Annotated in this window: 25 protein-coding genes and 1 tRNA gene; 10 read left to right on the top strand and 16 right to left on the bottom strand. The window is 36.9% G+C overall.

Features of this window, described 5'->3' with window-relative positions:
- Nucleotides 1-218 precede the first annotated feature (218 nt).
- From ilvE to atpD, 6 genes are all read right to left on the bottom strand, one after another.
- A complete protein-coding gene (ilvE, locus tag DF947_RS16450) occupies nt 219-1,109 on the bottom strand; it encodes a branched-chain-amino-acid transaminase (protein WP_109931150.1) in 891 nt (296 codons plus the stop codon).
- Between the two features lie 490 nt (nt 1,110-1,599).
- Complete coding sequence (locus DF947_RS16455; RefSeq protein ID WP_109931151.1) at nt 1,600-2,319, bottom strand: hypothetical protein; 720 nt, start codon at nt 2,317-2,319, stop codon at nt 1,600-1,602.
- A gap of 99 nt (nt 2,320-2,418) precedes the next feature.
- A complete protein-coding gene (locus DF947_RS16460; RefSeq protein WP_109931152.1) occupies nt 2,419-2,715 on the bottom strand; it encodes a HigA family addiction module antitoxin in 297 nt (98 codons plus the stop codon).
- Between the two features lies 1 nt (nt 2,716).
- A complete protein-coding gene (locus DF947_RS16465) occupies nt 2,717-2,998 on the bottom strand; it encodes a type II toxin-antitoxin system RelE/ParE family toxin (RefSeq protein ID WP_109931153.1) in 282 nt (93 codons plus the stop codon).
- 102 nt (nt 2,999-3,100) lie between these two features.
- On the bottom strand, nt 3,101-3,346 hold the full coding sequence (gene atpC / locus DF947_RS16470) for an ATP synthase F1 subunit epsilon (protein WP_109931154.1): 246 nt from the start codon (nt 3,344-3,346) through the stop codon (nt 3,101-3,103).
- 82 nt (nt 3,347-3,428) lie between these two features.
- Nucleotides 3,429-4,931 carry a F0F1 ATP synthase subunit beta gene (atpD, locus tag DF947_RS16475; protein ID WP_109931155.1) on the bottom strand — a complete coding sequence of 501 codons (1,503 nt, stop codon included), beginning with the start codon at nt 4,929-4,931 and terminating at the stop codon, nt 3,429-3,431.
- Nucleotides 4,932-5,092: 161 nt separating this feature from the next.
- Here atpD and DF947_RS16480 point away from each other — a divergent pair, with 161 nt between their 5' ends.
- The 5 genes from DF947_RS16480 (at nt 5,093) to obgE (ending at nt 8,537) form a co-directional block, all read left to right on the top strand.
- Entirely contained in the window at nt 5,093-6,010 is a 918-nt protein-coding gene (locus DF947_RS16480) for an SDR family oxidoreductase (RefSeq protein WP_109931156.1), read from the top strand.
- Between the two features lie 136 nt (nt 6,011-6,146).
- On the top strand, nt 6,147-6,611 hold the full coding sequence (locus DF947_RS16485; protein ID WP_109931157.1) for a redoxin domain-containing protein: 465 nt from the start codon (nt 6,147-6,149) through the stop codon (nt 6,609-6,611).
- Between the two features lie 98 nt (nt 6,612-6,709).
- A tRNA-Arg gene (locus tag DF947_RS16490) sits at nt 6,710-6,783 on the top strand.
- Between the two features lie 71 nt (nt 6,784-6,854).
- On the top strand, nt 6,855-7,424 hold the full coding sequence (locus DF947_RS16495; protein ID WP_109926207.1) for an adenylate kinase: 570 nt from the start codon (nt 6,855-6,857) through the stop codon (nt 7,422-7,424).
- A 117-nt stretch (nt 7,425-7,541) separates the two neighbouring features.
- Nucleotides 7,542-8,537, top strand: coding sequence for a GTPase ObgE (gene obgE, locus DF947_RS16500; RefSeq protein WP_109931158.1), 996 nt, complete (start codon nt 7,542-7,544; stop codon nt 8,535-8,537).
- A 102-nt stretch (nt 8,538-8,639) separates the two neighbouring features.
- On the opposite strand, the gene DF947_RS16505 is transcribed toward obgE, so the two are convergent.
- Nucleotides 8,640-9,386: a YdcF family protein gene (locus DF947_RS16505; protein ID WP_109931159.1), complete on the bottom strand. Its 747-nt coding sequence runs from the start codon at nt 9,384-9,386 to the stop codon at nt 8,640-8,642.
- A gap of 83 nt (nt 9,387-9,469) precedes the next feature.
- On the bottom strand, nt 9,470-9,835 hold the full coding sequence (locus DF947_RS16510; RefSeq protein WP_109931160.1) for a YtxH domain-containing protein: 366 nt from the start codon (nt 9,833-9,835) through the stop codon (nt 9,470-9,472).
- Between the two features lie 255 nt (nt 9,836-10,090).
- Here DF947_RS16510 and DF947_RS16515 point away from each other — a divergent pair, with 255 nt between their 5' ends.
- From DF947_RS16515 to DF947_RS16530, 4 genes are all read left to right on the top strand, one after another.
- Nucleotides 10,091-10,471 carry an OsmC family protein gene (locus DF947_RS16515; RefSeq protein WP_109931161.1) on the top strand — a complete coding sequence of 127 codons (381 nt, stop codon included), beginning with the start codon at nt 10,091-10,093 and terminating at the stop codon, nt 10,469-10,471.
- Between the two features lie 90 nt (nt 10,472-10,561).
- Nucleotides 10,562-11,815: a DUF2130 domain-containing protein gene (locus tag DF947_RS16520; protein WP_109931162.1), complete on the top strand. Its 1,254-nt coding sequence runs from the start codon at nt 10,562-10,564 to the stop codon at nt 11,813-11,815.
- A 166-nt stretch (nt 11,816-11,981) separates the two neighbouring features.
- Nucleotides 11,982-14,117, top strand: a complete 2,136-nt coding sequence (locus tag DF947_RS16525) for a glycoside hydrolase family 97 protein (protein ID WP_109931163.1) — start codon at nt 11,982-11,984, stop codon at nt 14,115-14,117.
- Nucleotides 14,118-14,325: 208 nt separating this feature from the next.
- A complete protein-coding gene (locus DF947_RS16530) occupies nt 14,326-14,802 on the top strand; it encodes an acyl-CoA thioesterase (protein WP_109931164.1) in 477 nt (158 codons plus the stop codon).
- Between the two features lie 90 nt (nt 14,803-14,892).
- Here the strand turns inward: DF947_RS16530 and DF947_RS16535 are convergent, their stop codons facing one another.
- From DF947_RS16535 to DF947_RS16570, 8 genes are all read right to left on the bottom strand, one after another.
- A complete protein-coding gene (locus tag DF947_RS16535) occupies nt 14,893-16,644 on the bottom strand; it encodes an ATP-binding protein (RefSeq protein ID WP_109931165.1) in 1,752 nt (583 codons plus the stop codon).
- Between the two features lie 99 nt (nt 16,645-16,743).
- Nucleotides 16,744-17,862, bottom strand: coding sequence for a sensor protein KdpD (locus tag DF947_RS16540; RefSeq protein ID WP_109931166.1), 1,119 nt, complete (start codon nt 17,860-17,862; stop codon nt 16,744-16,746).
- Between the two features lie 107 nt (nt 17,863-17,969).
- Nucleotides 17,970-19,040 (bottom strand): porin, encoded by a 1,071-nt coding sequence (locus DF947_RS16545; protein WP_109931167.1) that lies wholly within the window; start codon nt 19,038-19,040, stop codon nt 17,970-17,972.
- A gap of 143 nt (nt 19,041-19,183) precedes the next feature.
- Nucleotides 19,184-19,744 carry a K(+)-transporting ATPase subunit C gene (locus DF947_RS16550; RefSeq protein ID WP_109931168.1) on the bottom strand — a complete coding sequence of 187 codons (561 nt, stop codon included), beginning with the start codon at nt 19,742-19,744 and terminating at the stop codon, nt 19,184-19,186.
- A 116-nt stretch (nt 19,745-19,860) separates the two neighbouring features.
- Nucleotides 19,861-21,888 (bottom strand): potassium-transporting ATPase subunit KdpB, encoded by a 2,028-nt coding sequence (gene kdpB / locus DF947_RS16555; protein ID WP_109931169.1) that lies wholly within the window; start codon nt 21,886-21,888, stop codon nt 19,861-19,863.
- A gap of 122 nt (nt 21,889-22,010) precedes the next feature.
- The gene (gene kdpA, locus DF947_RS16560) at nt 22,011-23,729 is read right to left on the bottom strand and encodes a potassium-transporting ATPase subunit KdpA (RefSeq protein ID WP_109931170.1); all 1,719 of its coding nucleotides are present in this window, start codon (nt 23,727-23,729) and stop codon (nt 22,011-22,013) included.
- Between the two features lie 85 nt (nt 23,730-23,814).
- Nucleotides 23,815-23,892, bottom strand: a complete 78-nt coding sequence (locus DF947_RS22700) for a potassium-transporting ATPase subunit F (protein WP_109926617.1) — start codon at nt 23,890-23,892, stop codon at nt 23,815-23,817.
- 401 nt (nt 23,893-24,293) lie between these two features.
- Entirely contained in the window at nt 24,294-25,631 is a 1,338-nt protein-coding gene (locus DF947_RS16570; protein WP_109931171.1) for a sigma-54-dependent transcriptional regulator, read from the bottom strand.
- Nucleotides 25,632-25,904: 273 nt separating this feature from the next.
- Here DF947_RS16570 and DF947_RS16575 point away from each other — a divergent pair, with 273 nt between their 5' ends.
- Complete coding sequence (locus tag DF947_RS16575) at nt 25,905-26,507, top strand: GNAT family N-acetyltransferase (RefSeq protein WP_205940807.1); 603 nt, start codon at nt 25,905-25,907, stop codon at nt 26,505-26,507.
- Nucleotides 26,508-26,515 lie beyond the last annotated feature (8 nt).

The raw sequence follows: 26,515 nt of genomic DNA on the forward strand, positions 1-26,515 counted from the left end.
TTCAGTTATTTCCTTTTGAGGCAAAAAAAAACCGCCTCTTTTTTGGAGGCGGTTTCGACATTGTATATTTTTTACTTTATACGCAACGATATCCACCCCTCTCTTGAGAAATGATAATAATCAGGTTGCTAATAATGTTTGTATTCAGATTCATATCTTGATTGAATGACAAACATACTAACTTTTTAAAAAGGCAAAGAACTATTTTAAAATAATATTTATATAATTACCTCGTAGTTAACTTTTTCAAGCACAAGGTTTTTGTAAGCACGTTGTATGGTATAACCTATAGATTCTCTCCATAGCGAACGGTAAACAATATCATCTATTGAAGCAATGCCTGCAATCTCTGTAGCCGTACCACATAAGAAAGCACCATCTGCCGATTTTAAGTCTTCAACGGTTAATTTTTTCTCTATGCATTCGATATCTAAAACTGTACAAAGTTCTTTAACTGTTGCCCTAGTAATTCCCGGTAAGATATTTCCTAAAGATGGAGTGTAAAGTTTTCCATCTTTTTCTAAGAAAATATTGGCTCCAGATGCTTCAGCAACAAATCCATGCATATCTAGGAGCAAAGCTTCATCATAACCTTTAATGTTTGCTGCAGTTGTAGCCAATATTGAGTTTACGTAATTTCCACTTAATTTCGCTTCCATTGGAGTCGATTTTGGATTCGGTCTTTCGTAATCTGAAATGGTTAGTTTTAATAGTTTGTTGCCTGAATAAGCATCCCAATCCCAGGCGCAAATTAAAATTGAAACACCTGATGGTTCGTTCAGTTTCATGTTTGGGTGGCAAAAAACTAATGGGCGGATATAGGCATCCTTTAGTTTATTTAAGATAAGGAGTTTATAGGTTTCCTTGATCAATTCCTCTTTATCCCATGGAAAAGGAATATTTGCAAGTTGGCAAGAACGCTCTAAGCGATCGAAATGTGCCGCCGCTTTAAATATCCGGTTTCCGTTGTGTGTTTTGTAGGCTCTAATTCCTTCAAAAGCAGCATAGCCATAATGAAGCGACTGCCCATAAAGATCAGTACTGCTTTCAACAGCTTTTTTAAACTGCCCATCAAGATATATAATCGTATTAGAATTATAGTAGTTCATAATACTGTGTTTTGTTATTTAAAAAAAGCGTCCCGTTTTGTATCGGGACGCTTTAGGTATATTTAGTTTTTTAAATCTATTTAAAAGCTGCCCGTCTTCTTTCCTGGTAAAATGTTTAGGAGTAGAAGGTTCAGAATAATGACTGGTAAAAGCACAACATTAACAGCCACGGTTGCAGCAGTATTATTTGTGATTATGTTATTTTGAATCGTCATTATTTCCTTATTGTTTATAAAAACCAATTTAGTTTTTGGTTCATTAATATGCAAGAAAAATCATAAAAAAGTTAATTCGGAATTTAATTCTATATATGATCATTATTTCGGAATAATATTCTTAATAGAAGTTAGATTAGGGATTTAATGCCGATAGCTGTAGACCAAATATCAAAACGGTATACGGTATGTTTATTATGCTTGCATTATAAATTTTCTGTTTTTCTTCTTAAATTCTGTTTTTCATCCAAGAAAATTGAAATTTGACCTTTATTTTATCTGTTAATATCAGGGTTTTGATAATGCATCATTTTCATTCCGTAAAGCCATCTGTCTTGTATGCTCAAAAGATTTCCTTCAAATTCAAAACCAGCCATCATTTTTGAAAATGTTGTTTCTTTTCTTAATGATTTCTGAAGTTTTGTAAGTGAGGTTTTGCTCAGTTTCCTGTAATAAGGATCAATTAGATTTTGCTCTTTCAGCAACAAATGCCCATCCCAGATTTCAGCATCAATACCTCTTAGTGGTTGGTGCTCATAAAGAGCTTTCAAGTCTTTCCAAATGTCATCGAAGATAATCCCATTGCCTGTAACTACAAATTCTTCAATTTCTTTGTTCGAATTACCGGATGCAATGGCTATGGAGGTGAGAAGTTTTTTGAGTTTTGAGGTCGTTTCTTTTGCGGCTTCAGCCCATCTAGTTTCAAATCCTAATGAATCTGTTTTCAGTTCGAACCATTTATAAAAACCGCAGCGCTGATAAATGTCTTGATATTCTAGATAGCCATTGGGTTTTTTGATGTTGATTTTGTTTGCCTGATTCCAGATTTCGCTTTCTTTTTCTCTATCAGCTTTTAGCCAATTGCCGTCTAAGCCATTATGTTTGCCAGCAGGAAAAGTTTTAATGTAATCGTCAATACTCGAGAACTCTTTGCATTCTGCTTTGAAAGACAGAATAAGAAGAGTTAAAATCAACAACCTTTTTAATGCAACCATGTATATCGAATCGGTATTTCAATAAGATACGATTAAAATGAGGGTTTGGGTTGCTGGTAATAAAAAAAAACCTCTCGATTTTGAGAGGCTTAATATTAATTATGATGCTATTGCGAACAACTTTATGCTATTAAATTCTTCTTGCTTTTCAGATAATTCGTTTTCAATGTCAAAATCATCTTGTAGCCCAAGCCAGAATTTAGCTGAATTGCCAAAAAAAATGCTGAAACGTAATGCAGTATCTGCTGTAATTCTTCTTTTTCCTTTAATTATTTCAGAAATACGGGTTTGAGGAATATTTGTTTCTTTTGCTAAACGGTAGGCTGTGACGCCTAAGGGAATTAGAAATTCCTCATTTAAAATTTCTCCTGGATGTATGTTTGGTAGTTTTTCCATCTTAATGATAATCTATAATTTCAACTTCGCTTGCATTTCCACTTTGCCACTTAAAAATTATTCTCCATTGGTCGTTAATTCTAATGCTGTAATAATCTTTGAGGTCACCTTTTTTCTTTTCTAATTTATTAGAGGGCGGTATGGTTAAATCTTGAATGTTTTGCGAATTACTGATCATTCTTAATTTCCTTCGTCCAACAGTTTGAATTTCTAAAGGTATTTTCGAAACCCGAATACCGTTCCATATCTTTTCCGTGTCTTTAGATCCAAAGGAAAGTATCATGATTATGTTTTGCGTTACTAACGTCAAAGGTATGTATTTTTCTTAAACAAAAAAAGCCTTTCCGAAATTAATCGAAAAGGCTTTCTATGTGTTTTAATTATTTTAAGCAATACCTTCTGCTAAAACAACAATCTTATTGTGAATGGCTTCTACTACGCCACCTTTAATAAAAAAGCGTTGCTCGTCAGTTTTATTTGCTTTTATAATAACTTCTCCATCTTCTAAAGTTGAGATGATAGGGGCGTGGTCTTTTAAAATCTGAAAAGAACCTAAAGTACCAGGAACCGTAACTGATGTTACTTCACCTTCGAAAACTTTTTTATCCGGAGTTAATATTTCTAAATTCATTCTTAAAGTTTTACGTTTTACGTTGTAAGTTTTAAGTCAACCGACTTGCACTTAAAACGTAAAACTTATTACGTACAACGTACTAGTTCGCTTCTGCTAATAATTTCTTACCTTTTTCGATTGCATCTTCAATGCTACCAACCAAGTTAAATGCAGCTTCAGGATATTCATCCACTTCACCGTCCATAATCATGTTGAAACCTTTGATGGTATCTTTAATATCAACCAATACACCTTTTAAGCCTGTAAACTGCTCAGCTACGTGGAAAGGTTGTGATAAGAAACGTTGAACACGACGAGCTCTTGATACAACTAATTTATCTTCTTCAGATAATTCGTCCATACCTAAAATCGCGATGATATCTTGTAATTCTTTATAACGTTGTAAAGTTTCTTTAACACGTTGTGCAGTGTTGTAATGCTCATCACCTAGAACAGCAGGAGAAAGGATACGTGAAGTTGAATCCAAAGGATCCACTGCAGGATAAATACCTAACTCAGCAATTTTACGTGAAAGTACTGTAGTTGCATCTAAGTGGGCAAATGTTGTTGCCGGTGCAGGGTCAGTTAAATCATCCGCTGGTACATATACCGCTTGTACTGATGTAATTGATCCACGTTTTGTTGAGGTAATACGCTCTTGCATTAAACCCATCTCAGTTGCCAATGTTGGTTGGTAACCTACTGCAGATGGCATACGACCTAATAAAGCCGATACCTCAGAACCTGCCTGAGTGAAACGGAAAATGTTATCAACGAAAAAAAGGATATCTTTTCCGGCGCCCTCACCATCACCATCACGGAAATATTCTGCAACCGTTAATCCCGATAGTGCTACACGAGCACGTGCACCGGGAGGCTCGTTCATTTGACCGAAAACCAATGTTGCTTTAGATTCTTTTAATTTTTCAGTATCAACAGATTTCAAATCCCATCCACCTTTTTCCATTGAGTGTAAGAATTCATCACCATAGTTGATTACGCCTGATTCGATAAACTCACGAAGTAAATCATTACCCTCACGAGTACGCTCACCAACACCTGCGAACACTGATAAACCGGCGTAAGCTTTTGCGATGTTGTTAACCAATTCCATGATTAATACTGTTTTACCTACACCCGCACCACCGAACAAACCGATTTTACCACCTTTTGCATATGGTTCTAATAAATCGATAACTTTAATACCTGTAAAAAGTACTTCAGTTTCAGTAGATAAATCTTCGAACTTAGGAGGCGTAGCATGGATAGGGCGACCGTCTGTTTTGTCAACAGCAGTAATACCGTCAATCGCTTCACCAACCACATTAAATAAACGACCTTTAATTTGATCGCCTACCGGCATTTTAATTGCTGAACCAGTATCAAGAACCTGCATTCCGCGAACCAAACCATCAGTAGAGTCCATTGAGATTGCACGAACGCGATCTTCACCTAAGTGTTGTTGAACTTCTAAAACAATTTTTTGTCCGTTTTCTTTCGTTATTTCTAACGCATCAAAGATTTTAGGTAGATGGGCATCATCAGCAAAGCTAACGTCAACCACTGGGCCGATAATTTGTGCTATTTTTCCTAAGTTAGGCATATCTGTTGTGAGTAAATTTATTACAATCAATGAATTAAAGCTGTTTATAGGGGCTCCAATTCGGTTGGCAAAGTTAAGTTATTCTTGGTTAATTTTAAATATATATTATAAATTTTTTCAACAAGGTTTTTATAGATAATTTAGAGGCACAAAATCATCTGATGAAAACTATTTTAACTACAGGTAGCAATGGCCTTTTAGGTCAGAAAATAACTGAAAAAATTTTAGCTGAAGGAAGAGTAAAGCTTATTGCTACTTCTAAAGGAAAGAATAGATATCCCATAAAAAGTGGCTATGAATATGCAGAAATGGATATCCTGAATCCAAATCTGGTAAAAAAAGTAGTTGAAAAGTATAAGCCTGATTCAATTATTCATACGGCAGCAATGACGAATGTAGATACTGCTGAAGCAGACAAGGAACTCTGTCATCAGCTCAATGTAGATGCTGTTCAAACATTGATTTCGTTGTGTGAAGAAAAAAATATCCAGTTGATTCATTTGAGTACTGATTTCGTTTTTGATGGCGCAGATGGACCTTACAAAGAGGAAGATGCGGTTAATCCATTAAGTTATTATGGAGAATCGAAAGTGCTTGCAGAAGAGCTGTTGAAAAACTCAAAAGCAAACTGGGCAATTTTAAGAACAATATTGGTTTATGGTATCACCAATGATATGAGCAGAAGTAATATTGTGCTTTGGGCTAAAGGTGCGCTAGAAAAAGCATCTCCCATTAATGTTGTAAACGACCAATGGCGGATGCCTACTTTGGCCGAAGACCTGGCGGAAGCCTGTATTTTAGCTGTAGAGAAAAATGCTAAAGGAATTTATAATGTATCAGGTAAAGATTACATGAGTATTGCAGATTTAGTGCGAAAAGTTGCCGATTATTGGGGGCTTGATCAATCTATTATTACTGAAATCAGTTCGGAGAGTTTGAATCAAACGGCAAAGCGACCAGTAAGAACGGGCTTCGTGCTAGATAAAACTATAAATGATTTAGGGTATGCCCCGCATAGTTTTGAAGAAGGATTAAAGATTGTTGATGCGCAGATGAAGAAAGTGCAAAGTAAAAAGTGAAAAGTAAAAAGTAGAAAGTAGAAAGTAGAAAGTAGAAAGTGAAAGTGAAAAGTTGCAGACAAGGTAGTTTTATTATGTTTGAAGCTTTGCTCGGTCAATTAACCAATTAATACAATTAAACATTTAACCATAAAATATGTCATTACAAGTTGGCGATCAAGCCCCAGATTTTAAATTATACAGTTCTGATTTAACAGAAATTTCCTTAGCTGCCTTTAAAGGCAAAAAAGTAATTATCCATTTTTTCCCAATGGCATTTACTGGTGTTTGTACTGAGCAACTGTGTACCATGAGAGATAATTTTAGCTACTATGAAGGGATCGATGCGCAGGTTTTAGGTGTTTCTGTAGATTCTCCGTTTTCTTTAGCCAAATTTAAAGAGGAGCAGAAATATCAGTTTCCTTTGTTGTCTGATTTTAACAAAGAAGTTTCTAAAGCTTTTGGAGCATATTATGATGAATTTTTGTTCGGTTTAAAAGGAGTTTCTAAAAGAGGAGCCTTTGTAATTGATGAAGAAGGTAAAATTATTTATGCCGAAGTTTTAGAAGATGCCCGTGAGTTGCCTGATTTTAAAGCAATTAATGAAGCATTAAAATCTTAATGCATACACTACAGAAGTAAGAGTAAGATTTTTTTTAAAATATAATTGCTAATTTAAATCTCAAATCTTACTTTTGCAGTCCGTTAACAAACGGAAACGCATTTGTAGCTCAATTGGATAGAGCATCTCACTACGGATGAGAAGGTTTGGGGTTCGAATCCCTACAAGTGCACTATTTGGATGAAGCCTTGTCGCCCCATGGCGACAAGGCTTTTTTTGTTAAAGATAACCTAAACCACGTTAATGCTTAATTTAGTTCTCTTTGGCCCTCCAGGGGCGGGTAAAGGCACCCAATCTGAAAAGCTGATTGCAAAATATCAGTTGGTACACGTTTCAACAGGCGATCTTTTTAGAGCACACGTAAAGGGCGAAACCGAATTAGGAAAAAAAGTTAGTCAATTGTTGGCCGAAGGCGAGTTGGTGCCTGATGCGATTACAATTGCCATGCTTGAAGAAGAGGTAGATAAAAATCCGGATGCAAAAGGATTTGTGTTTGATGGTTTTCCACGTACGGTTCCTCAAGCAGAAGAGCTTGATTTATTTTTAGAGCGCAAAGGCAGCAAAATTGCTGGTGTTATCGCTTTGGATGTGGATCAGGAAGAATTGACAAAACGCATTGCTGAGCGCCATAAAATTAGTGGTAGACCAGATGATGACGCTGAAAAATTAAAAAAACGCATTTCAGAATATTTTGATAAAACCATCCACGTACTGCCTTATTATGAGGCACAGGGCAAGTTGAACAAAGTAAACGGAATTGGTGAAATAAGTACAGTATATAACGATCTTTGCGCTGTTATTGATCAGTACTAAATAATATAATTTTTAAAATTAGAACATCCGCAAAAAAGCAATGCTTGTTTTTTGCGGATGTTTAGTTTTTAGCGATTTTAGAAATCTAAAATCGTAAATCTAAAATCATAAATTAATATGTCGCAGGGTTCGAATTTCGTAGATTATGTAAAAATTTGTTGCCGTTCTGGTAAGGGCGGAGCAGGTTCAGCGCATTTACACCGCGATATTTTAACATCAATGGGTGGCCCTGATGGTGGTGACGGTGGTCGTGGAGGCCATATTATCGTTAAGGGAAATACTCAGATCTGGACATTATTGCATTTAAAATATCGTAAGCATATTATTGCCGAAGACGGTTTAGCTGGTGGCAGTTCTCATAAATTTGGTAAGCAGGGCAAAGATGAAATTCTAGAAGTTCCGTTGGGCACCATTGCGAAGGATGCTGAAACCGGAGAGATTCTTTTCGAAATTACCAAAGATGGCGAAACCAAAATTTTAACTCCAGGCGGCCGCGGTGGATTGGGTAATGCACATTTCAAAAACTCCGTTCAACAAACGCCACGTTTTGCACAGCCGGGAGAACAAGGCCAGGAAGTATGGAACATTCTCGAGTTAAAAGTTCTGGCTGATGTTGGTTTGGTTGGTTTTCCAAATGCAGGAAAATCTACTTTACTATCTGTAGTTTCTGCCGCTAAGCCAGAAATTGCCGATTATCCTTTTACAACCATCGTTCCTAATTTAGGTATTGTAAGCTATCGAAATAATAAATCTTTCGTAATGGCCGATATTCCAGGGATTATAGAAGGTGCATCAAAAGGAAAAGGTTTGGGCTATCGTTTCTTACGTCACATAGAGCGTAACTCTGTGCTTCTATTTATGGTTCCGGCCGATACAAGTAGAACGATTAGAGAAGAATATGAAATTCTTAAAAGAGAATTGGAAACATATAATCCGGAGTTAATGCAAAAGCCACATGTTTTGGCCATTACAAAATCTGATATGCTGGATGAAGAATTAATGGAAGAAATGAAGCAAGACCTGCCACAAATTCCTTCAATATTTATTTCATCTGTGGCAGAGAAAGGTCTGGTAGAGCTTAAAGATATGCTTTGGAAAGCGATTGAGGGGTAGTTTAAGTTTAACTGCTCAAACTGTTTAATTGGTTAATTGTAGTTTTGCAACCAAACTGTTAACCACTCTAAGCAGTTAACCACTTTAAAACAATTAATCAATTTATAATCTAATCCGATCCACTGCCAAACCAATCCATTCTTTAAAAAGAAGTTCCCATGTTCCGAAAGAACCAAGATCAGGAATTATTAAGTCTTCAAAATTAAAAGATGTTTTTCCGATAAAATTGGTTGGGTAATAATCAATCTTGTTGGTGGTTTGCATTTCAAAAATTGTTTTGGCTCTGGGGATGTGCCATGCACTCGTAATAACTAAAATTTTGGCATCTGGTTTATATTTTTTAATGAGGGCTAGGCTATTTTTGGCATTTTCAAGTGTATTTCTGCTCTGATTTTCGAACAAAATCGCAGAATCAGGAATCCCGATCAGTTTAAGATAATCAACAACTAAATCGGCCTCTTTAATTTTATTGTCCACCAAATTTGCATTTCCGCCACTTAATAAAATTTTATTGATTTTCCCTTTTTTATAGAGTGCTAATGTTTGGAACAGTCTATCGCTAGCCCAGTTAAAAGCGATTTGATGGTTTCGCTCGTTAAATCCAGAAAATCCACCCAAAACAATTCCCACATCGTATTTCTGCTTAACAGGATAATCAGCTTCATACCAGTTGGCTATTTTGCCCACAATAAAAGCATTTGAAAAAAACAGAAATACAATTATTGTTGCAATGATCAATCTCCGTTTTCGGGCTTGCTTTTTAGTAAAACGTGCAACGACTAAAAGAATTGTAATCCAAAATAATGGCTTTATTATAAAGAGTAAAACCTTGGAAAGGATGAAAAACATGGATAAAGGTTAACGTATAAATTTGTATCTCGATAATTATTGTATCTATACCAAAAATATAACAATTAAACTAAAAGCCAAGATTATCCTTGGCCTTCTTGTACCTGAGCATTTTGATGGGCTTCCTCTAAGATATCTTTCACATCAGATTTACGTTTTTTTGTAACTGTGTGCTTAAAATGTGGCACCTCATGCTCAACAATGTCTTCTTCGATAGCCTCTACACCAAAAACCTTTTCTTTCAAAATATTGTATTTATCCTGAAAGCCATAACGAAGATTTTTTGCTCCATCAGCAATTTTACCTCGGGTTCCTGCTCCACTATCTGGTGCAAATAAAACACTTATTATGGCTCCAGCGGCCAAACCTGCAACCAACGCGATGGCTATTTTAGCATCACTATGTGATTCCTTAGCCAAATATTTTCCGATTAACTTTCTGTATTTCATAGTAATGAGCTTTTAAAAAGGAACAATTGCTATTTAATAATGTTTGATTTTTTTATTGGAAGCAATCGCAAAAGTATCTGAAGGTACACCTTCTCAATGTTTGGTGGATCATTAACCAAGAGCAAGTACATATACATTTCTAGGAACAGGTTGGCCCCAAAACTCAAATAAAAGCGATAGCCCATTCCCGAATTATATTGTTAATCATGAAGGTTTGAATGGAATATTTGGTAAGTTTATTATTTTAGAAACGATATGGTAAAAGCAACAATAAATAAAGAGCATTACGCATGTTCGGTAACAAATGGTTCGCATGAAATAGTTGCTGATGAGCCGTTTGATTATGGTGGTACGCACAAGGGTTTTGCACCAAAAGGTTTGTTGATGGCCTCGCTTGCATCTTGTGTGGCCATAACATTGAGGATGTATATTGATAGAAAAGAATGGGCTGTTGATAAAATTGAGGTGGAGGTAAACATGGATATTGAAAATGGCGAAACCATATTTTTAGAAGAAATTACCTGTACCGGAAGTTTAACCGAGGAGCAAAAAGTTAGATTAGAGCAAATTGCCACTAAATGCCCAGTGAGTAAAATTTTAACCGTCGGCCATGAGATTCGGTCGAAAGTGCTTTAAATTTGAATGGTGCAAAACTCGTTTACACATTCATAAAAAGCTTTAATATCTTTGTAAGGCTTCGGTTTTTTCTGAAGTGAAAAATTATTTATGCCTACCGAAATAAAATGTCCAAGTTGTGCCCATGTTTTTCCGATGGAAGAAGCGATGGCCGAAGATTATAAGAAAGAGTTGCGTGAGAAAATGGTTTCTTTTACAAAGCAAAAGGACGAAGAATTTCAGCGCAAGCTCGTCGCATTAGAAAGTGAAAAACAACTTCAACAGAAAACATTTGATGCCAAACTCGTAGAAGAAAGAGCTAAACTGAAAGGGGATTTGGAAGAAAATCTGCGCAAAAGTATCGCCTCTGATTATGAAACCAAATTGCAAATGCTGGAAGGTAATGCAAAAGACAATGCCGAAAAACTAAGATTGGCCCGCGAAAAGGAATTAGAGTTTTTGCGCCGGGAGGAAAGCTTAAAAGTTAAGGAAGAAGAAATGGAATTGGCTTTTCAGCGTAAAATGCAAGAGCAACGCAACGAGCTGGTAGAGCAAATTCGCAAACAGGAAGCAGAAAAAAACAGCATAAAAGATACTGAGCATCAATTGCGTTTAAAGGAGCTTGAAAAACAACTCGACGACCAAAAAAAGCTTGCCGAAGAAATGAAGCGCAAGGCAGAGCAGGGAAGTATGCAATTGCAAGGTGAGGTTCAGGAATTGATTTTAGAAGAATTGTTGAGAAGCAATTTCCCCTTCGATTTAATTGAGGAAGTTGGCAAAGGCGTTCGTGGGGCAGATTGTGTGCAAGTGGTTAGAAATCAGTTTGGGCAAGAATGTGGCAAAATCATCTATGAAAGCAAACGTACCAAAGATTTTGGTGGCGACTGGATTGAAAAGCTGAAAAAAGATATGCGGAGCATGGGCGTTGATGTTGCTGTAATTGTAAGCCAGTGTTACCCAAAAGGCATGGATAGTTTTGGTCAGCGAGATGGCGTTTGGATTTGTTCTTTCGAAGAAGTTAATGCAGTGGCCTATGTTTTACGTGATGGAATTTTGCGTTTGGCAAGTGCGGTAAAATCGCAAGAAAACCGTGGCGATAAAATGCACATGTTATACGATTATTTAACAGGATCGGAATTTTCTGAGCAATGGAAAGCCATTCGGGAAGGATTTATGAGCATGAAATTATCCATCCAAAGAGAACGCGATGCGATGGAGCGCCTGTGGAAAGCCCGAGAAAAGCAATTGGAAAAAGTGTTGTTAAATGCAACACACATTCGAGGATCTATTGAAGGCATTGCCGGAAACGATAGTATTCAACTCAGTTTAACGGATGATGAAGACGAAACTTTGTTATTGGATTAAGAAGAATTGACCTCGGGTAAACCAGATAGACACAGTTAATCTTTAATCCACACCAAAAATGAACAGCCGTCACCCTGAATTCATTTCAGGGTATTAATGGAAAGGTGGCTAAATTCAGCATGACGAAAACTATTAAGAATAGAATTATAAAAATAAATTATACACAGTGAATAAAAATCGAAACAACAAATCCCTTAATCTCTCAAAATTTATAGCATTTATTTGCCTTTTGCTATTTTTCGGGAACGTTTCCGGACAGGAATTAAGATCGCCGGATGCAAATCTGGTTGCAAATTTTTCTTTGGCTCAAGGTGGCGTGCCAACTTATAGCTTAAAGTATAAAGGAAAAGATGTAATCAAAGCCAGTAAATTGGGTTTAGAGCTAAAAAATGCGGCATCGTTGTTGGATGGTTTTGCCATTACAGATTCTAAAACAAGTACATTTAACGAAACTTGGAAACCGGTTTGGGGCGAAGTAAAGGAAATTGTGAATCATTATAATGAGCTCGCAGTAACATTAACACAAACCGCTACCAAGCGTTTCATTATTGTGCGTTTAAGGTTATTTAATGATGGCTTAGGCTTTAGATATGAATTTCCAGAACAAAAGAACTTGGATTATTTTGTAATCAAAGAAGAAAAAACGCAGTTTGCCTTGGCCGGCGATCACAAAGCATTTTGGCTTCCTGGAGATTACGATACTCAGGAGTACGAAACCGTAACTTCAAATTTATCAGAAGTTAGAGGGAAGATGAAAGATGCGGTAACACCAAACGCATCGCAAACAACCTTTTCTCCAACAGGTTTACAAACACCTTTAATGATGAAAAGTAAAGATGGTTTGTACATCAACATTCATGAGGCTGCTTTAATTAATTATTCTTGCATGTCGTTAAATCTAGACGATAAAAACATGGTTTTGGAATCTTGGTTAACACCAGATGCACTTGGCGATAAAGGTTATTTGCAAGCGCCATGCCTATCTCCATGGAGAACCATTATTGTAAGTGACAAAGCTGGCGATATCTTAACTTCGAAATTGACGTATAACTTAAACGAACCTACAAAATTTAAGGATGTTTCTTGGATTAAACCGACCAAGTATGTTGGTGTTTGGTGGGAAATGATTACTGGAAAAAGCACTTGGGCATATAATGATTTAACTAGCGTTCAATTGGGTGTAACCGATTATTCGAAAACAAAACCCAACGGAAAACATGCGGCAAATACAGCCCATGTAAAAGAATACATCGATTTTGCAGCTAAAAACGGTTTAGATGCTGTTTTAGTTGAAGGCTGGAACGAAGGCTGGGAAGATTGGTTCGGTAAAACGAAAGATTATGTTTTCGATTTTGTAACGCCTTATCCTGATTTTGATGTGAATGAATTACATCGCTATGCGGCAAGTAAAGGCATTAAGATGATTATGCACCATGAAACTTCTTCATCGGTTCGAAATTATGAAAGACACATTGATACGGCTTACAAATTTATGAAAGCCAATGGTTACGATGCTGTTAAAAGCGGTTATGTAGGTAACATTATTCCTCGTGGCGAACACCATTATAGTCAGGATATGATCAATCATTACTTATATGCCATTACAAAAGCTGCGGATTATAAGATTATGGTTAATGCGCACGAAGCGGTTAGGCCAACAGGTTTGGCTCGTACCTATCCTAATTTAATTGGAAACGAAGCTGCAAGGGGTACAGAATACGAAGCATTTGGTGGAAGCAATGCGGATCATACCACAATTTTACCTTTTACGCGTTTAATCGGTGGACCAATGGATTACACTCCGGGTATTTTCGAAACCAGAGTAAGTGCTTATAACCCTGATAATAAATCTTTTGTGCATACTACATTGGCTCGTCAGTTGGCTTTATACGTAACGATGTACAGTCCGTTGCAAATGGCGGCAGATTTGCCAGAAACTTATAATAAATATATGGATGCTTTCCAGTTTATTAAAGATGTAGCGGTTGATTGGGATGATACAAAGGTTTTGGAAGCAGAGCCAGGTGATTACATTACTTACGCTCGCAAAGCGAAAGGTAAAGATAACTGGTTTGTTGGGCGTACCAATGATGAGGTTGGACGTACATCGAAAATTGATTTTAATTTCTTAGATGCTGGAAAAAAGTATACGGCAACTATTTACGCTGATGCTAAAGATGCCAACTATGAAACCAATCCAAAGGCATATACCATTCGCAAAATTGAAGTAACTAATAAAAGTAAGTTAACACAATATTGCGCACCTGGTGGTGGTTATGCAATTAGCATAATGGCAAAATAAACTAAGGGTTTTAACAAATAATTCTAGTCGTAGCGTCTCGCTACGACTTTTTTGTTTTAGGGTTGTGCCGAGTAAAAGCGCTTCCGCAGATCACACAAATCCCGCAGATCATGATTTTTATCGATAAGAAATTGTACGAACTGCTTCTACAGAAACTATAATTTTTGCATATTGCTGTTAGCAAAATTATCTGTGGGAACTAATAATCATGGCCAGAACTAAAAACCATATCGAACTCCAATTTTTAAGCGAACCATCTGATGTTAATTACGGTGGTAAGGTTCATGGTGGAATGATGATGAAATGGATTGACCAGGCTGCATTTGCTTGTGCATTACAATGGAGCCAATCTTATTGTGTAACGGTTTATGTTGGTGGCATCCGATTTTTTCATCCCGTACATATCGGGCATTTGGTTAAAATGGAAGCTCGAATTATTTATACGGGCAAAACCAGTATGCATATTGCTGTCGATGCTTTTTCTAAACCAGTTGGACAGACCGATTTTGTGAAAAACACACACTGTATTATTGTTTTTGTAGCGGTTGATGATGATGGACAACCAAAAGCCATTCCTGCCTTTAAGCCTAAAACAGAAAAGGAAATCGCTATGCATGGATATGCCATTAAGCTAATGGAACTGCGTAAAAGCATTGATAAGGAAATGGAGCCTTATATTGTTTAGGAATTTAAAGATGAAGGTCTACAAAACCTTCTTTATCTCTTAGTTCGACATGCCCTTCGGAACATACCGAACAACGAGAATCTTTCGGAACTAACCTACAATGGGTAGGGTAAAGCAAAATTTACTTCCTTCGCCGATTGCACTAACAACCCAAATTTTTCCCTGTTCCGCTTCGATAAAATCTTTTGATATGGCTAGTCCTAAACCAGATCCCGACTTGTTTTGCCCATCAGTAGGTACTTGAAAATAACGATCGAACAAACGTTTTTGATACTTTTCATCAATACCTTTTCCATAATCCTGAACTGAAAACTGAATGAATTTGTCTTTCTGGAAAACGTCAATCACAACTTTCGATTTTTCTGAACTGTATCGCAAAGCATTTGATAAGAAATTAACCAAAACCCAAGCCGTTTTTTGAATATCGGCGTTTACATCAGGTAAATTTTCATCGCAGTTGAGTTCTAAATTTATTGATTTCTGCTCAGCCTGAAATTTAACCGCATCCAAAGCATACTGAACAATTTCCAATGGTTTTGTTATGGCAAACGTGAGTTTCAAATTTCCCGTTTCGGCCTGCGAAAGGTCTAAAAGTTCGCTGGTTATTTTTAAAAGCCGATCGCTATCTTCTTTAATGTGGTTTACCAACTGACTTTGTTCTTCATTCATAGCACCAACGCGTTCATCGTTTAATAGCTTCAAACTCATTTTTATTGAGGAGAGTGGTGTTTTTAATTCGTGTGAAACCGTTGCTATAAAGTTTGTTTTGGCTTCATCTAATTCTTTAAATTGAGTAATATTTTTCAATACGTAAACACTTCCTGCTGATTTTGAAGATTCGATTAATATCTTTTCTTCTTGTTCCTCATAATTAGGAATTACGATTTCTCTACTTTCTAAAAGGAAGTAAGATTCTTTATCATCAGCGTAAATTTTAAGGGTTTTATCCTCCGTTTCGGGTTTGATAATTCGCTTTAATAATTCATTCTTTTTGATCAGCTCACTTACATTCTGACCGATAATTTTATCTTCATCCAAGCTCATCAGCTTTGCTGCCAAATGATTTAAAAACAACACTTCTCCTTTTTCGTTTAAACCGATTATGGCATCCTGCATTTGGGCAATTATGGCCTCAATCCGCGATTTCTCTGATTTAATTTTGGAAAGATTACTGTTCTCCCACTCGTTTAGCTTAACAACCATTCCGTTAAATGCATCAGCGAGTTCAGTAAATTCGTCATCGTTTTCAAAATGCAATCGTTGTTTATAATTTTTACGGCTGATCTGTCTTATAGCAGCACTAAACTCGGCTAAAGGATTGGCAACAAAACCCGGAAAGTTTACAATAAAGGTGAAAAGGATTAAAAAGCTCAGCGTGGCCGCAATCATGATGTATAAATTTGCTCTGCCCGATGCTTCGTTTGCGAGTTCATTTTTACGATAAATGGCATTCATGTTAAGATTTTCGATGTTTTGCAACTCGGCTCTTAACACCTTTACCGTATTTTCACTTTCCTGTGCGGATTTAGAACTTAGGAAAGCTTTGTAAAGCTCGCTTAATTTTAAAAATGCTACTTTCTCGCCAGGTTCGGTAAGGTTATTCCCTTCGTTTTTAAGGTTTAGACCGAAAGTATTTTTACTTTGAACTGAAAGCGGAAATCTGTTTTCATCCAGTACGTTTCGCATAGATGAAACGTATTTGAGCGATTTGTAGTTGTCTTTTAAAATCACTTTGGATTTATCAGAAAGCTCGTTCAAATAGAATAGGGCAATTAATCCGAAGGATAAAACGATTATAAAGAGAAACCCGAATCCGAGGCGGAGTTTGGTTTTTATTTTCATGATGAATATTTTATACCACCTTAGACGCCTTAGTTAACCTAAAATTAAGTTTGCTCAGGTGTTCTTAGATGTCTTAGGTGGTGAGGTTTTTAGGTTAGTTTATGAAAGTATAACTAAATCAATTTCCTTTTCGGCTAAATTACGCAAGAGTTGGTTAAAAATTGCCGTTCGCATAATTACCTGAAAAATATTTAAATGAGGTTTGCCAATGCAAATGGTGGTAATTTCTTTTTCTGTTGCCATATTGATAATGCTTTGGGTAATCTGATTGCTTTTTACTTTAATTACCTCGGCGCCTAATTTGGTGGCCAATTTAAAATGATTAATTAAATGACGCTGCTTATCCAGTTTAATTCGTTCTAAACTTTCGCTGTCGCTTTGTATATAAAGTACAATCCAGGCCGAATGATAATAAGATGCCAAGCGAGCAGTTTTTCTAATCACAACTCCTGCGGTTTCAGCGTTAGAAGAAATACAGGCTAGAAATCTTTCGGGTCTAAGCTTCACAGATTTTGGAATTTCCGTTTGGATTTTCCTTTCTACCTGATGAACCACTTCTTTTAAGGCAAGTTCCCTCAATTGCAATATTTTATCCGATTGAAAAAAGTTTTCTAAGGCCCTTGCAATTTTAGACTGATCATAAATTTTCCCTTCTTTTAATCGGGTAACCAGTTCATCGGCCGTTAAATCGATGTTTACAATTTCATCGGCAACTTCCAGAATTTTATCAGGGATACGCTCGGTAATGCTGATACCCGTGATGTGTTCTATTTCTTCGTTTATGCTTTCTAAATGCTGAATATTTACGGCTGATATAACACTGATGCCGGCTTCAAGAATATCGAAAACATCTTGCCAACGTTTTCCGTTTTTGCTTCCTTCTGCATTGGTGTGGGCCAGTTCATCAACGATAACAATTTCTGGATGGCGGTTAAGAATGCCCTGTAAATCCATTTCTTCTATCTCTTTACCACGATAGAAAATATTTTTTCTTGGTATGATTGGCAATCCATCAACCAATGCTTCTGTTTCGGTTCTTTTATGGGTTTCTACATAGCCAATGCAAACATCAATTCCATTGCGCAACAATGCATGCGATTCTTGCAACATGCGATACGTTTTGCCCACACCGGCACTCATCCCAATATAAATTTTGAGCTTACCTCGTCTCGATTTTTGAACCAAATCAAGGAAGTGTTTTACCGAATCGTCTTTCATATCATTGATGTAAAAGGTAATGTTGCGTAATTAGTACAATGGAAGATGTAATATGGATGATGGAATCTCCTACCTCATCCATGTTCCATCTTTCGTAATCCATGCGTTTAAAAAGCTACCGCTATACTTGCCGTTAAAGTTGTATTGGCATTAACGAAATTTCCTTCACGATTAAAAATTTTATCTTTACTATCATAAGTCTTTCCCTCCAAACGGATTACCGCATTTGCAATTGGAGCATAATCTACATTTAAGGAATAGCCCTTGGTTTTAAATCCATTTGATGTTCCTGTAGGAATAAAAATGCCATTTTTGTCTTCGTAATATTCAAATCTGCCAGCAACGGCCCATTTATCAGCAAATTTATATTGAGCAATTGCAACAGGAGAAATCACTTCATTTTTACTGCTGTTGCCCTTTTGTTTTTGTTGAGTTCCGTAATCAAAACCTAACGTTAAACCAAATTTATCGGTAACTTGATAAACGCCATACACATTATGATAGAAGCGATTAACCCGAACAGAATCAGCACTTTCAGTGCCTAAATAGTTACTGTAATTCAATATGAATTTAGCATTTGGTTTCCACGTAAGTTGCAAACCACCGGCAGGTTTGTTGTTTCCATTTTGGCGTGTAATTCTTTGCCAGCCATTTAGATAAAGTAGGGTAGCAGTTAATTTCCCGCCTTGTGTTGCGTAAGATAATTTTGCTCCAGATTCATAATAAGGTGTATTTTCTGATGAGATGTTACGCGTTAGAACCCAGCAATCTTTCGATACAGCGCTTTCGAAACCGATGTGCGAAGAAAATATTCCGGCATCGATCCATAAGTTTTCTGATTTTGATAGTTTAACGCCGGCATTGGCTTCAAAAATATTTTTTAAAACACCTGGCTCTCCTGCCAGATTTGCGTTTGCATAAGTTCCGGCCATTACAGCTAAATTGGCCCTTATAGCACCGCTATCGTAAGCTGCCTTAATAAATCCTAAGTTTAAATTAACTTCATTAGCACGGTTGTGTGAGTAAATGAAACTCGGGCGATTATGATCCTCAGGTTTGTTAAAGTCGTATCCATAATAAGTTTCCAGGTAGCCCGTAAATTTAACTTTTGGTTCATCTTGTGCAAAAGCATTAATTGTTAGGGTTAATATTGTGATCAGGATGATTAATTTTTTCATTGTCGTATTGTGTTACACCGATTTCGGTGATTTTTAGTTAAGTTTTTTTAGGCGGTCGTCATTTCGACCGTAGTGGAGAAATCTTCGCACTAAGTATTTGATAAGATTTCTCCGTTTCGCTATGCTCCAGTCGAAAAGACGACTTACAAACTATCCAATGCCAAATTCAGCTTTAGAACATTTACCGATGATGGGCCAAACAAACCCAGAAATGGTTTTAAAGTATTCATAGCTACCAATTCTTTTACCTTTTTCTCGTCTAACTTTCTGGCTTTAGCAACCCTTTCAATTTGGATTTTGGCGCCTTGTTCTGAGATATTTGGATCTAAACCACTTCCAGAAGCGGTAACCATATCTGCGGGGATTTCTGATTTTTTTAATCCGGGATTGTATTTTAACAGCGTATCAATTCTATTGGAAACATCTTTTAAATAATCTGGATTTGATGGGCCTTTGTTAGAACCCGCAGAACCTGCAGCATTATAAGCCACGGCTGATGGTCTTCCCCAAAAATATTCGGGTTTGGTAAAGGATTGACCAAGTAAAGCGTAACCAACAACCTTTCCGTTTTTGGTGATTTTTTCGCCACCACCATTTCCTTTGGAAAGTTTACCAGCTAATGCAATGCCGATTGGATAAAGAATGCATAATAATACGATTAAAACTAAGGTTAAGCGTATTGATTGAATGATGTAATTTTTCATGATGATATTTGTGTGATTACACAGATTTTAAATGATTATAAAGATTCAGGCTTGTCATTCTGAGCATGTCGAAGAACTTTTATAAGCGTTTCGACAGGCTCAACGTGACAGCTCGATTAAACAAATAGTCCTACTAGCAGATCGATTAATTTGATACCAATAAACGGTGCTACAACTCCTCCGATTCCATAAATAAATAAGTTTCTACGGAGCAAAGCAGTTGCGCCAATTGGTTTATAGGCAACACCTTTAAGCGCCAGGGGAATTAAAATCGGTATAATAATCGCATTGAAAATAACAGCCGACATAATTGCACTTTCGGGAGAATGTAAGCCCATGATATTTAAGCTTTGCAATGCAGGAATCGATGCAATAAACAGCGCAGGAACAATGGCAAAATACTTAGCCACGTCATTGGCGATAGAGAAAGTTGTTAAAGTGCCCCGTGTAATGAGCAACTGTTTCCCAATTTCTACAATCTCTATTAATTTAGTTGGATCGTTATCTAAATCGACCATGTTACCAGCTTCTTTCGCAGCTTGCGTTCCACTGTTCATGGCTACACCAACATCCGCCTGTGCAAGAGCGGGAGCATCATTTGTACCATCGCCCATCATGGCAACCAGTTTACCCAAAGCCTGTTCATCCTTGATGTAATTCATTTTATCCTCAGGCTTTGCTTCTGCAATAAAATCATCCACACCTGCTTTTTCTGCAATATATTTAGCCGTTAAAGGGTTATCGCCAGTAACCATTACTGTTTTAACGCCCATTTTTCGCAAACGCTCGAAACGTTCGCTAATGCCTGGTTTAATAATATCCTGGAGCTCTATTACGCCCAAAGCTTTTTCGTTTTCTGAAACCACCAATGGTGTTCCTCCGTTTGAAGCAATGCTTTTTACGTGATCTTCAATATCTGAAGGAAATATATTTCCTGCTTTCTCAACTATATTCCTGATCGAATCGAAAGCACCTTTTCTAATGCGTCTTCCATCAATAGTATCTAATCCGCTTGAGCGGGTTTCTGCAGTAAATTTGATGAAAGTAGAATCTTGCGGTGTGGTTAACGGTTTAAAGCCTTGTTCATTTGCGAGCTCAATAATCGATTTTCCTTCCGGAGTTTCGTCTGCTAGCGAGCTTAAAACACAAGCATCTGTAAAATCTTTAATAACAACACCAGCCGTTGGGTAAAAATTGGTTGCTTTTCGGTTTCCTATGGTAATTGTACCGGTTTTATCTAGAAGCAAAACATCAATATCGCCTGCGGTTTCTACAGCTTTACCCGATTTGGTAATTACATTTGCTCGTAGGGCTCTATCCATTCCGGCGATGCCGATTGCGGATAATAACCCCCCAATGGTTGTTGGGATTAAACAAACAAAAAGTGAGATTAGCGCTGCGATCGTAATTAGCGTATTTGCATAATCAGCAAATGGTTTTAAGGTTACACAAACGATTATGAAAACCAAGGTAAAACTGGCCAATAAAATGGTTAGCGCAATTTCATTTGGTGTTTTCTGGCGAGATGCGCCTTCTACCAAAGCAATCATTTTATCTAAAAAGCTTTCGCCAGGAGCCGTGCTTACCTGTACTTTTATTTCATCTGATAATACCTTTGTTCCGCCAGTAACTGAAGATTTATCACCTCCAGATTCGCGAATTACCGGAGCAGATTCTCCTGTAATTGCAGATTCATCGATGGTTGCAATCCCTTCAATAATTTCTCCATCAGTTGGGATGGTATCGCCGGTTTCGCAAACAAAAACATCACCTTTTTTAAGTTGATTAGACGAACGGATTTCTATTGTTCCATTATCTAAAAGTACTTTTGCTGGTGTTTCTTCTCTCGTTTTACGTAAACTATCTGCTTGTGCTTTACCTCTTGCTTCGGCAATTGCTTCGGCAAAATTGGCAAATAAAACAGTGAGCAACAGCACTAAAAAGATAAAGAAGTTATACACTACCGATCCTTGTCCGCCATGGCTGAAAGAATAAACCGTAACGTAAGCCATTACCAATGTGCCAATTTCTACGGTAAACATAACTGGGTTGCGAACCATCACCCGAGGATCTAGTTTGATAAATGATTGTTTTAATGCAGTTTGCACTAAAGCAGGTTCGAACAATTTATTATTGGGTTTCATTTTTATTTTAATTAAGTGATTTCACAGATTAAAATGATTTCACAGATTTTATGTATGTAAGATGTTTGATGTAACATGGATGATGTAGGGTGCATTACCTTTTACATCTTCCATATCACGTTTTACCTCAACTGTGTAAAATATTCTGCCAACGGACCTAACGCCAGGGCAGGGAAATAAGAAAGTGCATTTAACACCATGATTACTGCAAAAGTCATCAACGCAAAGGTTTTGGTATCAGTTTTTAAAGTACCTGCCGATTCTGGAATGAATTTTTTAGCACCCAATAAACCTGCTATTGCAACCGGACCTATAATGGGTAAAAAGCGACCTAGGAAAATGATTATTCCGGTTAAAACGTTCCAAAAAACGTTATTATCGCCTAAGCCCTCAAAGCCCGAACCGTTGTTGGCATTGGAGGAAGTAACCTCATAGAGCATTTCAGAAAAGCCGTGGAAGCCTGGATTATTTAACCAATTTTTCGGTTGAACTGCCCAAGCTGCACCACCATGATTCGTAAAAACATAACTTGCAATTGCTGTTCCGGCCAAGATTAAAAACGGACTTAACAACGTGATAATCGCAGCGATTTTAATTTCCCTTGCTTCTACCTTGTGGCCTAAAAACTCTGGTGTTCTACCAACCATTAATCCCGAAATGAAAACGGCAATAATTAAGTAGATGAAATAGTTAAGCAAGCCAACACCGCAACCACCATAAAATGCATTAATCATCATGGCTAATAACTGCCATAAACCGGTTAAAGGCATTGTACTATCGTGCATTCCATTTACCGAGCCTGTAGAAATTACGGTTGTTAACGTACTCCAATAGGCGGTTGCCGCCGGGCCGAAACGCACTTCTTTTCCTTCCATTGCACCAGTTGTTTGGGCAATTCCCATTTTAGCTAAAGCTGGATTACCACCCAATTCGGAAGTGAGTGTAGGGATCATCAACATAAATAAACCGATAGTCATTACACCGAAAATGGTCCAGGCTAATTTTTTTCTTCGGATAAAATACCCAAAGGCGATGATCATAGCGAGCGGAATAATGGTTTGCGCAATCATTTCGACCATGTTGGTAAAGTAACTTGGGTTTTCGAATGGATGGGCAGAATTTGCACCAAAATACCCACCACCATTCGTTCCCAAGTGTTTTATGGCAATCATCTGTGCTGCCGGACCTCGGGAAACATGAACTGTATCGCCCTGAACGGAGATAAACTGATCTTTCCCTTCGTAACTTGCCGGCGTGCCGTTAAAAGTTAAAATTAAAGCCACCACTATTGATAAGGGCAATAATAATCGGGTAATCGATCTTACAAAGAACTCCCAAAAATTTCCAAGCTGTGTAGTTGTTTTATCTCTAAATGCCTTAAACAGCACAACGGCTGCAGCAATACCTGTGGCAGCGCTTACAAATTGAAGAAACATTAACACAAATTGTTGCGTTAAATAACTCACACCACTTTCGCCAGAATAATGTTGAAGGTTACAGTTGGCTACAAAACTAATTATGGTATTAAATGCTAAATCAGGTGTCATGCCTGAATTTCCATCTGGATTAAATGGAAGTTTATCCTGAAAGACCAACACAAAAAAGCCGTAAACCAACCATAAAATATTAATAGTAAGTAACGCTTTTAACTGTTGTTTCCAGTTCATTTGCTCTTTTACGTTAATGCCAGAAAGTTTATAAATTCCGGTTTCGAGCGGTTTTAAAAAGTCTGTCCAAACTTTTTCTCCTGCAAATACCTTTGCTAAATATTTACCCAAAGGGATAGCAATAATTAGGGTGAGCAGGAATGTGGCGATGATGCCAATTAATTCAGTGTTCATTTTTTTTTGTTAAGAGGGAAATAGTAAATGGGGAATAGGAATAGAGTAGGTATCTATTTTCTATTTCCGACTATCTATTTCCTGATTAGAATTTTTCAGGTTTAATCAACACGTAAATCATATAGATAAATACGGCGATAGAAATGATGAATAGTGCTACCATGTTTTTAAATTTTTTCGAACCAATCGATTGATTTGTAAGTTGCCCAGCAGAGCAGGAGGATAATTAGAAATAGGATAATTGTCATAACTGTAATGATTTATGAAATCCCTATTGCCAACTCTTGTGCCGATGAATATTTAAATCATGTAAGTAGTTGTTTTTTAGTGTTTTGGCTTTTTTATTGGAGTTTTAGGCAAAAAAAAACCTTTCCATTTTGGAAAGGTTTTTATCGTTTTGGAATGACTAAACAGATAATAAATTATTAAGGTTTATGCTTGTATTAATACCATTCGGCTCAATAGGTTATAAAATACAGCTCTGATTGATTTGAATTTGAGCTACATTTATCTGTAAAATGAGCTGAAGCTTATTTATTATTGGCTCAAAATGAGTTTTTGATTTTACACCTCATTAATTCCGTATTCTTCAATTTTGCGGTACAGTGTAGTCAATCCAATTGCAAGCAGTCTTGAGGTTTCTGCTTTATTTCCTTTGGTATGAATAAGCACTTTTTGGATGTGTTGTTTTTCTACCTGTTGAAGATTATAACTGTTTTCTAAAGGCGTAAATTCAAAAAATTCAGGGGGTAAAGCAGAAAAATTCAGAAGATCCCCATCAGAAAGGATCACCAAACGTTCGATCACATTTTTTAATTCACGGATATTTCCTTTCCAGAGATACTTTTCAAAAACAGTCAGAATTTTATCATCCAACTTAAGCTCCGGATGATTTATTTTTAAAGAAAATTCATTTAAATAATATTTGGCTAAGGCAGGTATATCGGCTTTTCTGTCTCGCAATGGCGGAAGAATAATGGTAAAAACAGAAAGGCGATAATACAAATCCGATCGGAATTTTCCCGATTCGACATCGGCCTTTAAATCCTTGTTGGTTGCGGCAAGAATGCGGACGTTTACCTGTTGGGTATGAGTATCTCCAACTTTTATAAAACTCTGGTTTTCTAAAACCCGAAGTAATTTAGCCTGCAAATCAAGGTTCATTTCACCAATTTCATCTAAGAAAAGCGTTCCTCCATTCGCCTCCTCCAATAAGCCTTTCTTATCTTTATTGGCGCCGGTGAAAGCCCCAGCTTTGTAGCCAAAAAGCTCGCTTTCCAATAATTCGGGGCTAAAACCACTACAGTTTAAGGCCACAAATGGTTTCAAGGCCCTAGGGCTTTCATAATGAATGGACTGGGCAAAAACTTCTTTTCCTGTTCCGGTTTCTCCTAAAAGTAAAACCGTGGTATCCGTTACGCTTACTTTTCTGGCTAAATCTATTGCAGATTTTAATGCTTTGGATTGCCCAATGATGGTTGCAAAACTGTGTTTGGTATTTACTTTGTTCTCGAGTTCCAAAACTCGCTGTTGCAGGTTCGACTTGTCCATTGCCCGATAGAGTAATGGGATTATTTTATCATTATCATCACCTTTAACCAAGTAATCGAAAGCGCCATTTTTAATCGCCAAAACACCATCAGCAATCGTTCCATACGCTGTTAAGTTAATTACCTCGACAAATGGTTTAATTTGTTTAATGTCTTTTACCATGGCTACACCATTCACATCAGGTAATTTCACATCGCTAATCACAATACTCACATCGTTATTCTTCAATAGCTTTATTCCTTCCTTTCCGGTATTTGCCTGTAAGGTTTTAAAACCCTCCAATTCTATAATTCTTGAAAGTAAGCTGCAGATTTTCTTTTCATCATCAATGATGAGGACGATCCCGTTCATAGGTGTAATTTATTTTGCAATATTAAGGATAAAATAAACGAATCATTTCATAGAAAAATTAGAAATCAAATAGCTGTGATTCTTGAATCTGTTAGCTAGTCAAAAAAGCCTGCTATTATGAAAAAAAGCTTTTCATAATGAAAGCTTTAATTGGTGGCGTAACCCAATGTGTACATCACGTTCAACTATTTTGATCAGATTATCAATGGTTTAGGTTTTTGTCGTGCCAAAAGGTATTAGGTTTGATTACTGGCTTTGTGAAATTTAATAAAAATGAATAATAATATAATTTTTGTTCGCATCGCAAATCCTGAAGATGCCAAATATGCTGATGATATCGTAAAAGAAACAGCACATTCGGCCATAGTAAGAGGATCTGGGATTGCTAAAAGAAGCCCTGAATCGATAAAAGAAAAAATTGATGCGGGAAAGGCGGTAATTGCTGTAACCGCAAGTGGAGAATGGGTAGGCTTTTCCTACTTCGAAACTTGGGAAAATGAGCGCTTTATATCTAATTCAGGCTTAATTGTTGCTCCAAAATTTCGCAATTCTGGTGTGGCCAAATGTATTAAAAACCGCGTATTCAATCTGTCTCGCCGTAATTATCCTTACGCAAAGATTTTCAGTATAACCTCTGGTGCCGCCATTATGAAAATGAATAATCAGCTGGGCTTTGAGCCTGTAACTTTCGATCAGATTACACATGATGAACACTTTTGGGAGGGCTGTAAAAGTTGCGTTAACCACCATATTCTTGAGCTTAAACACAAGTGCAACTGCCTTTGTACAGCAATGCTTTTTACACCCGAAAAAATCGAACAGATTGTTAAAATTGAAGCTCGTACCACTAAATATCTAAGCCTCGAAAATCATTAATCATAAAA

The sequence above is a fragment of the Pedobacter paludis genome (genome assembly GCF_003173575.1).
In the GTDB taxonomy this organism is placed as follows: domain Bacteria; phylum Bacteroidota; class Bacteroidia; order Sphingobacteriales; family Sphingobacteriaceae; genus Pedobacter; species Pedobacter paludis.

Excerpts from the sequence above, each read along its gene's own strand:
- ilvE (WP_109931150.1), bottom strand. The coding sequence starts at position 1,109 with ATGAACTACTATAATTCTAATACGATTATATATCTTGATGGGCAGTTT.
- kdpA (WP_109931170.1), bottom strand. The coding sequence starts at position 23,729 with ATGAACACTGAATTAATTGGCATCATCGCCACATTCCTGCTCACCCTA.
- atpC (WP_109931154.1), bottom strand. The coding sequence starts at position 3,346 with ATGAATTTAGAAATATTAACTCCGGATAAAAAAGTTTTCGAAGGTGAA.
- DF947_RS16540 (WP_109931166.1), bottom strand. The coding sequence starts at position 17,862 with ATGAAAGACGATTCGGTAAAACACTTCCTTGATTTGGTTCAAAAATCG.
- DF947_RS16460 (WP_109931152.1), bottom strand. The coding sequence starts at position 2,715 with ATGGAAAAACTACCAAACATACATCCAGGAGAAATTTTAAATGAGGAA.
- DF947_RS16575 (WP_205940807.1), top strand. The coding sequence starts at position 25,905 with ATGAATAATAATATAATTTTTGTTCGCATCGCAAATCCTGAAGATGCC.
- DF947_RS16495 (WP_109926207.1), top strand. The coding sequence starts at position 6,855 with ATGCTTAATTTAGTTCTCTTTGGCCCTCCAGGGGCGGGTAAAGGCACC.
- DF947_RS16535 (WP_109931165.1), bottom strand. The coding sequence starts at position 16,644 with ATGAAAATAAAAACCAAACTCCGCCTCGGATTCGGGTTTCTCTTTATA.
- DF947_RS16465 (WP_109931153.1), bottom strand. The coding sequence starts at position 2,998 with ATGATACTTTCCTTTGGATCTAAAGACACGGAAAAGATATGGAACGGT.
- kdpB (WP_109931169.1), bottom strand. The coding sequence starts at position 21,888 with ATGAAACCCAATAATAAATTGTTCGAACCTGCTTTAGTGCAAACTGCA.
- atpD (WP_109931155.1), bottom strand. The coding sequence starts at position 4,931 with ATGCCTAACTTAGGAAAAATAGCACAAATTATCGGCCCAGTGGTTGAC.
- DF947_RS16550 (WP_109931168.1), bottom strand. The coding sequence starts at position 19,744 with ATGAAAAATTACATCATTCAATCAATACGCTTAACCTTAGTTTTAATC.
- DF947_RS16530 (WP_109931164.1), top strand. The coding sequence starts at position 14,326 with ATGGCCAGAACTAAAAACCATATCGAACTCCAATTTTTAAGCGAACCA.
- DF947_RS16510 (WP_109931160.1), bottom strand. The coding sequence starts at position 9,835 with ATGAAATACAGAAAGTTAATCGGAAAATATTTGGCTAAGGAATCACAT.
- DF947_RS16570 (WP_109931171.1), bottom strand. The coding sequence starts at position 25,631 with ATGAACGGGATCGTCCTCATCATTGATGATGAAAAGAAAATCTGCAGC.
- DF947_RS16515 (WP_109931161.1), top strand. The coding sequence starts at position 10,091 with ATGGTAAAAGCAACAATAAATAAAGAGCATTACGCATGTTCGGTAACA.
- DF947_RS16455 (WP_109931151.1), bottom strand. The coding sequence starts at position 2,319 with ATGGTTGCATTAAAAAGGTTGTTGATTTTAACTCTTCTTATTCTGTCT.
- DF947_RS16485 (WP_109931157.1), top strand. The coding sequence starts at position 6,147 with ATGTCATTACAAGTTGGCGATCAAGCCCCAGATTTTAAATTATACAGT.
- DF947_RS16480 (WP_109931156.1), top strand. The coding sequence starts at position 5,093 with ATGAAAACTATTTTAACTACAGGTAGCAATGGCCTTTTAGGTCAGAAA.
- DF947_RS16520 (WP_109931162.1), top strand. The coding sequence starts at position 10,562 with ATGCCTACCGAAATAAAATGTCCAAGTTGTGCCCATGTTTTTCCGATG.
- DF947_RS22700 (WP_109926617.1), bottom strand. The coding sequence starts at position 23,892 with ATGGTAGCACTATTCATCATTTCTATCGCCGTATTTATCTATATGATT.
- DF947_RS16545 (WP_109931167.1), bottom strand. The coding sequence starts at position 19,040 with ATGAAAAAATTAATCATCCTGATCACAATATTAACCCTAACAATTAAT.
- DF947_RS16505 (WP_109931159.1), bottom strand. The coding sequence starts at position 9,386 with ATGTTTTTCATCCTTTCCAAGGTTTTACTCTTTATAATAAAGCCATTA.
- obgE (WP_109931158.1), top strand. The coding sequence starts at position 7,542 with ATGTCGCAGGGTTCGAATTTCGTAGATTATGTAAAAATTTGTTGCCGT.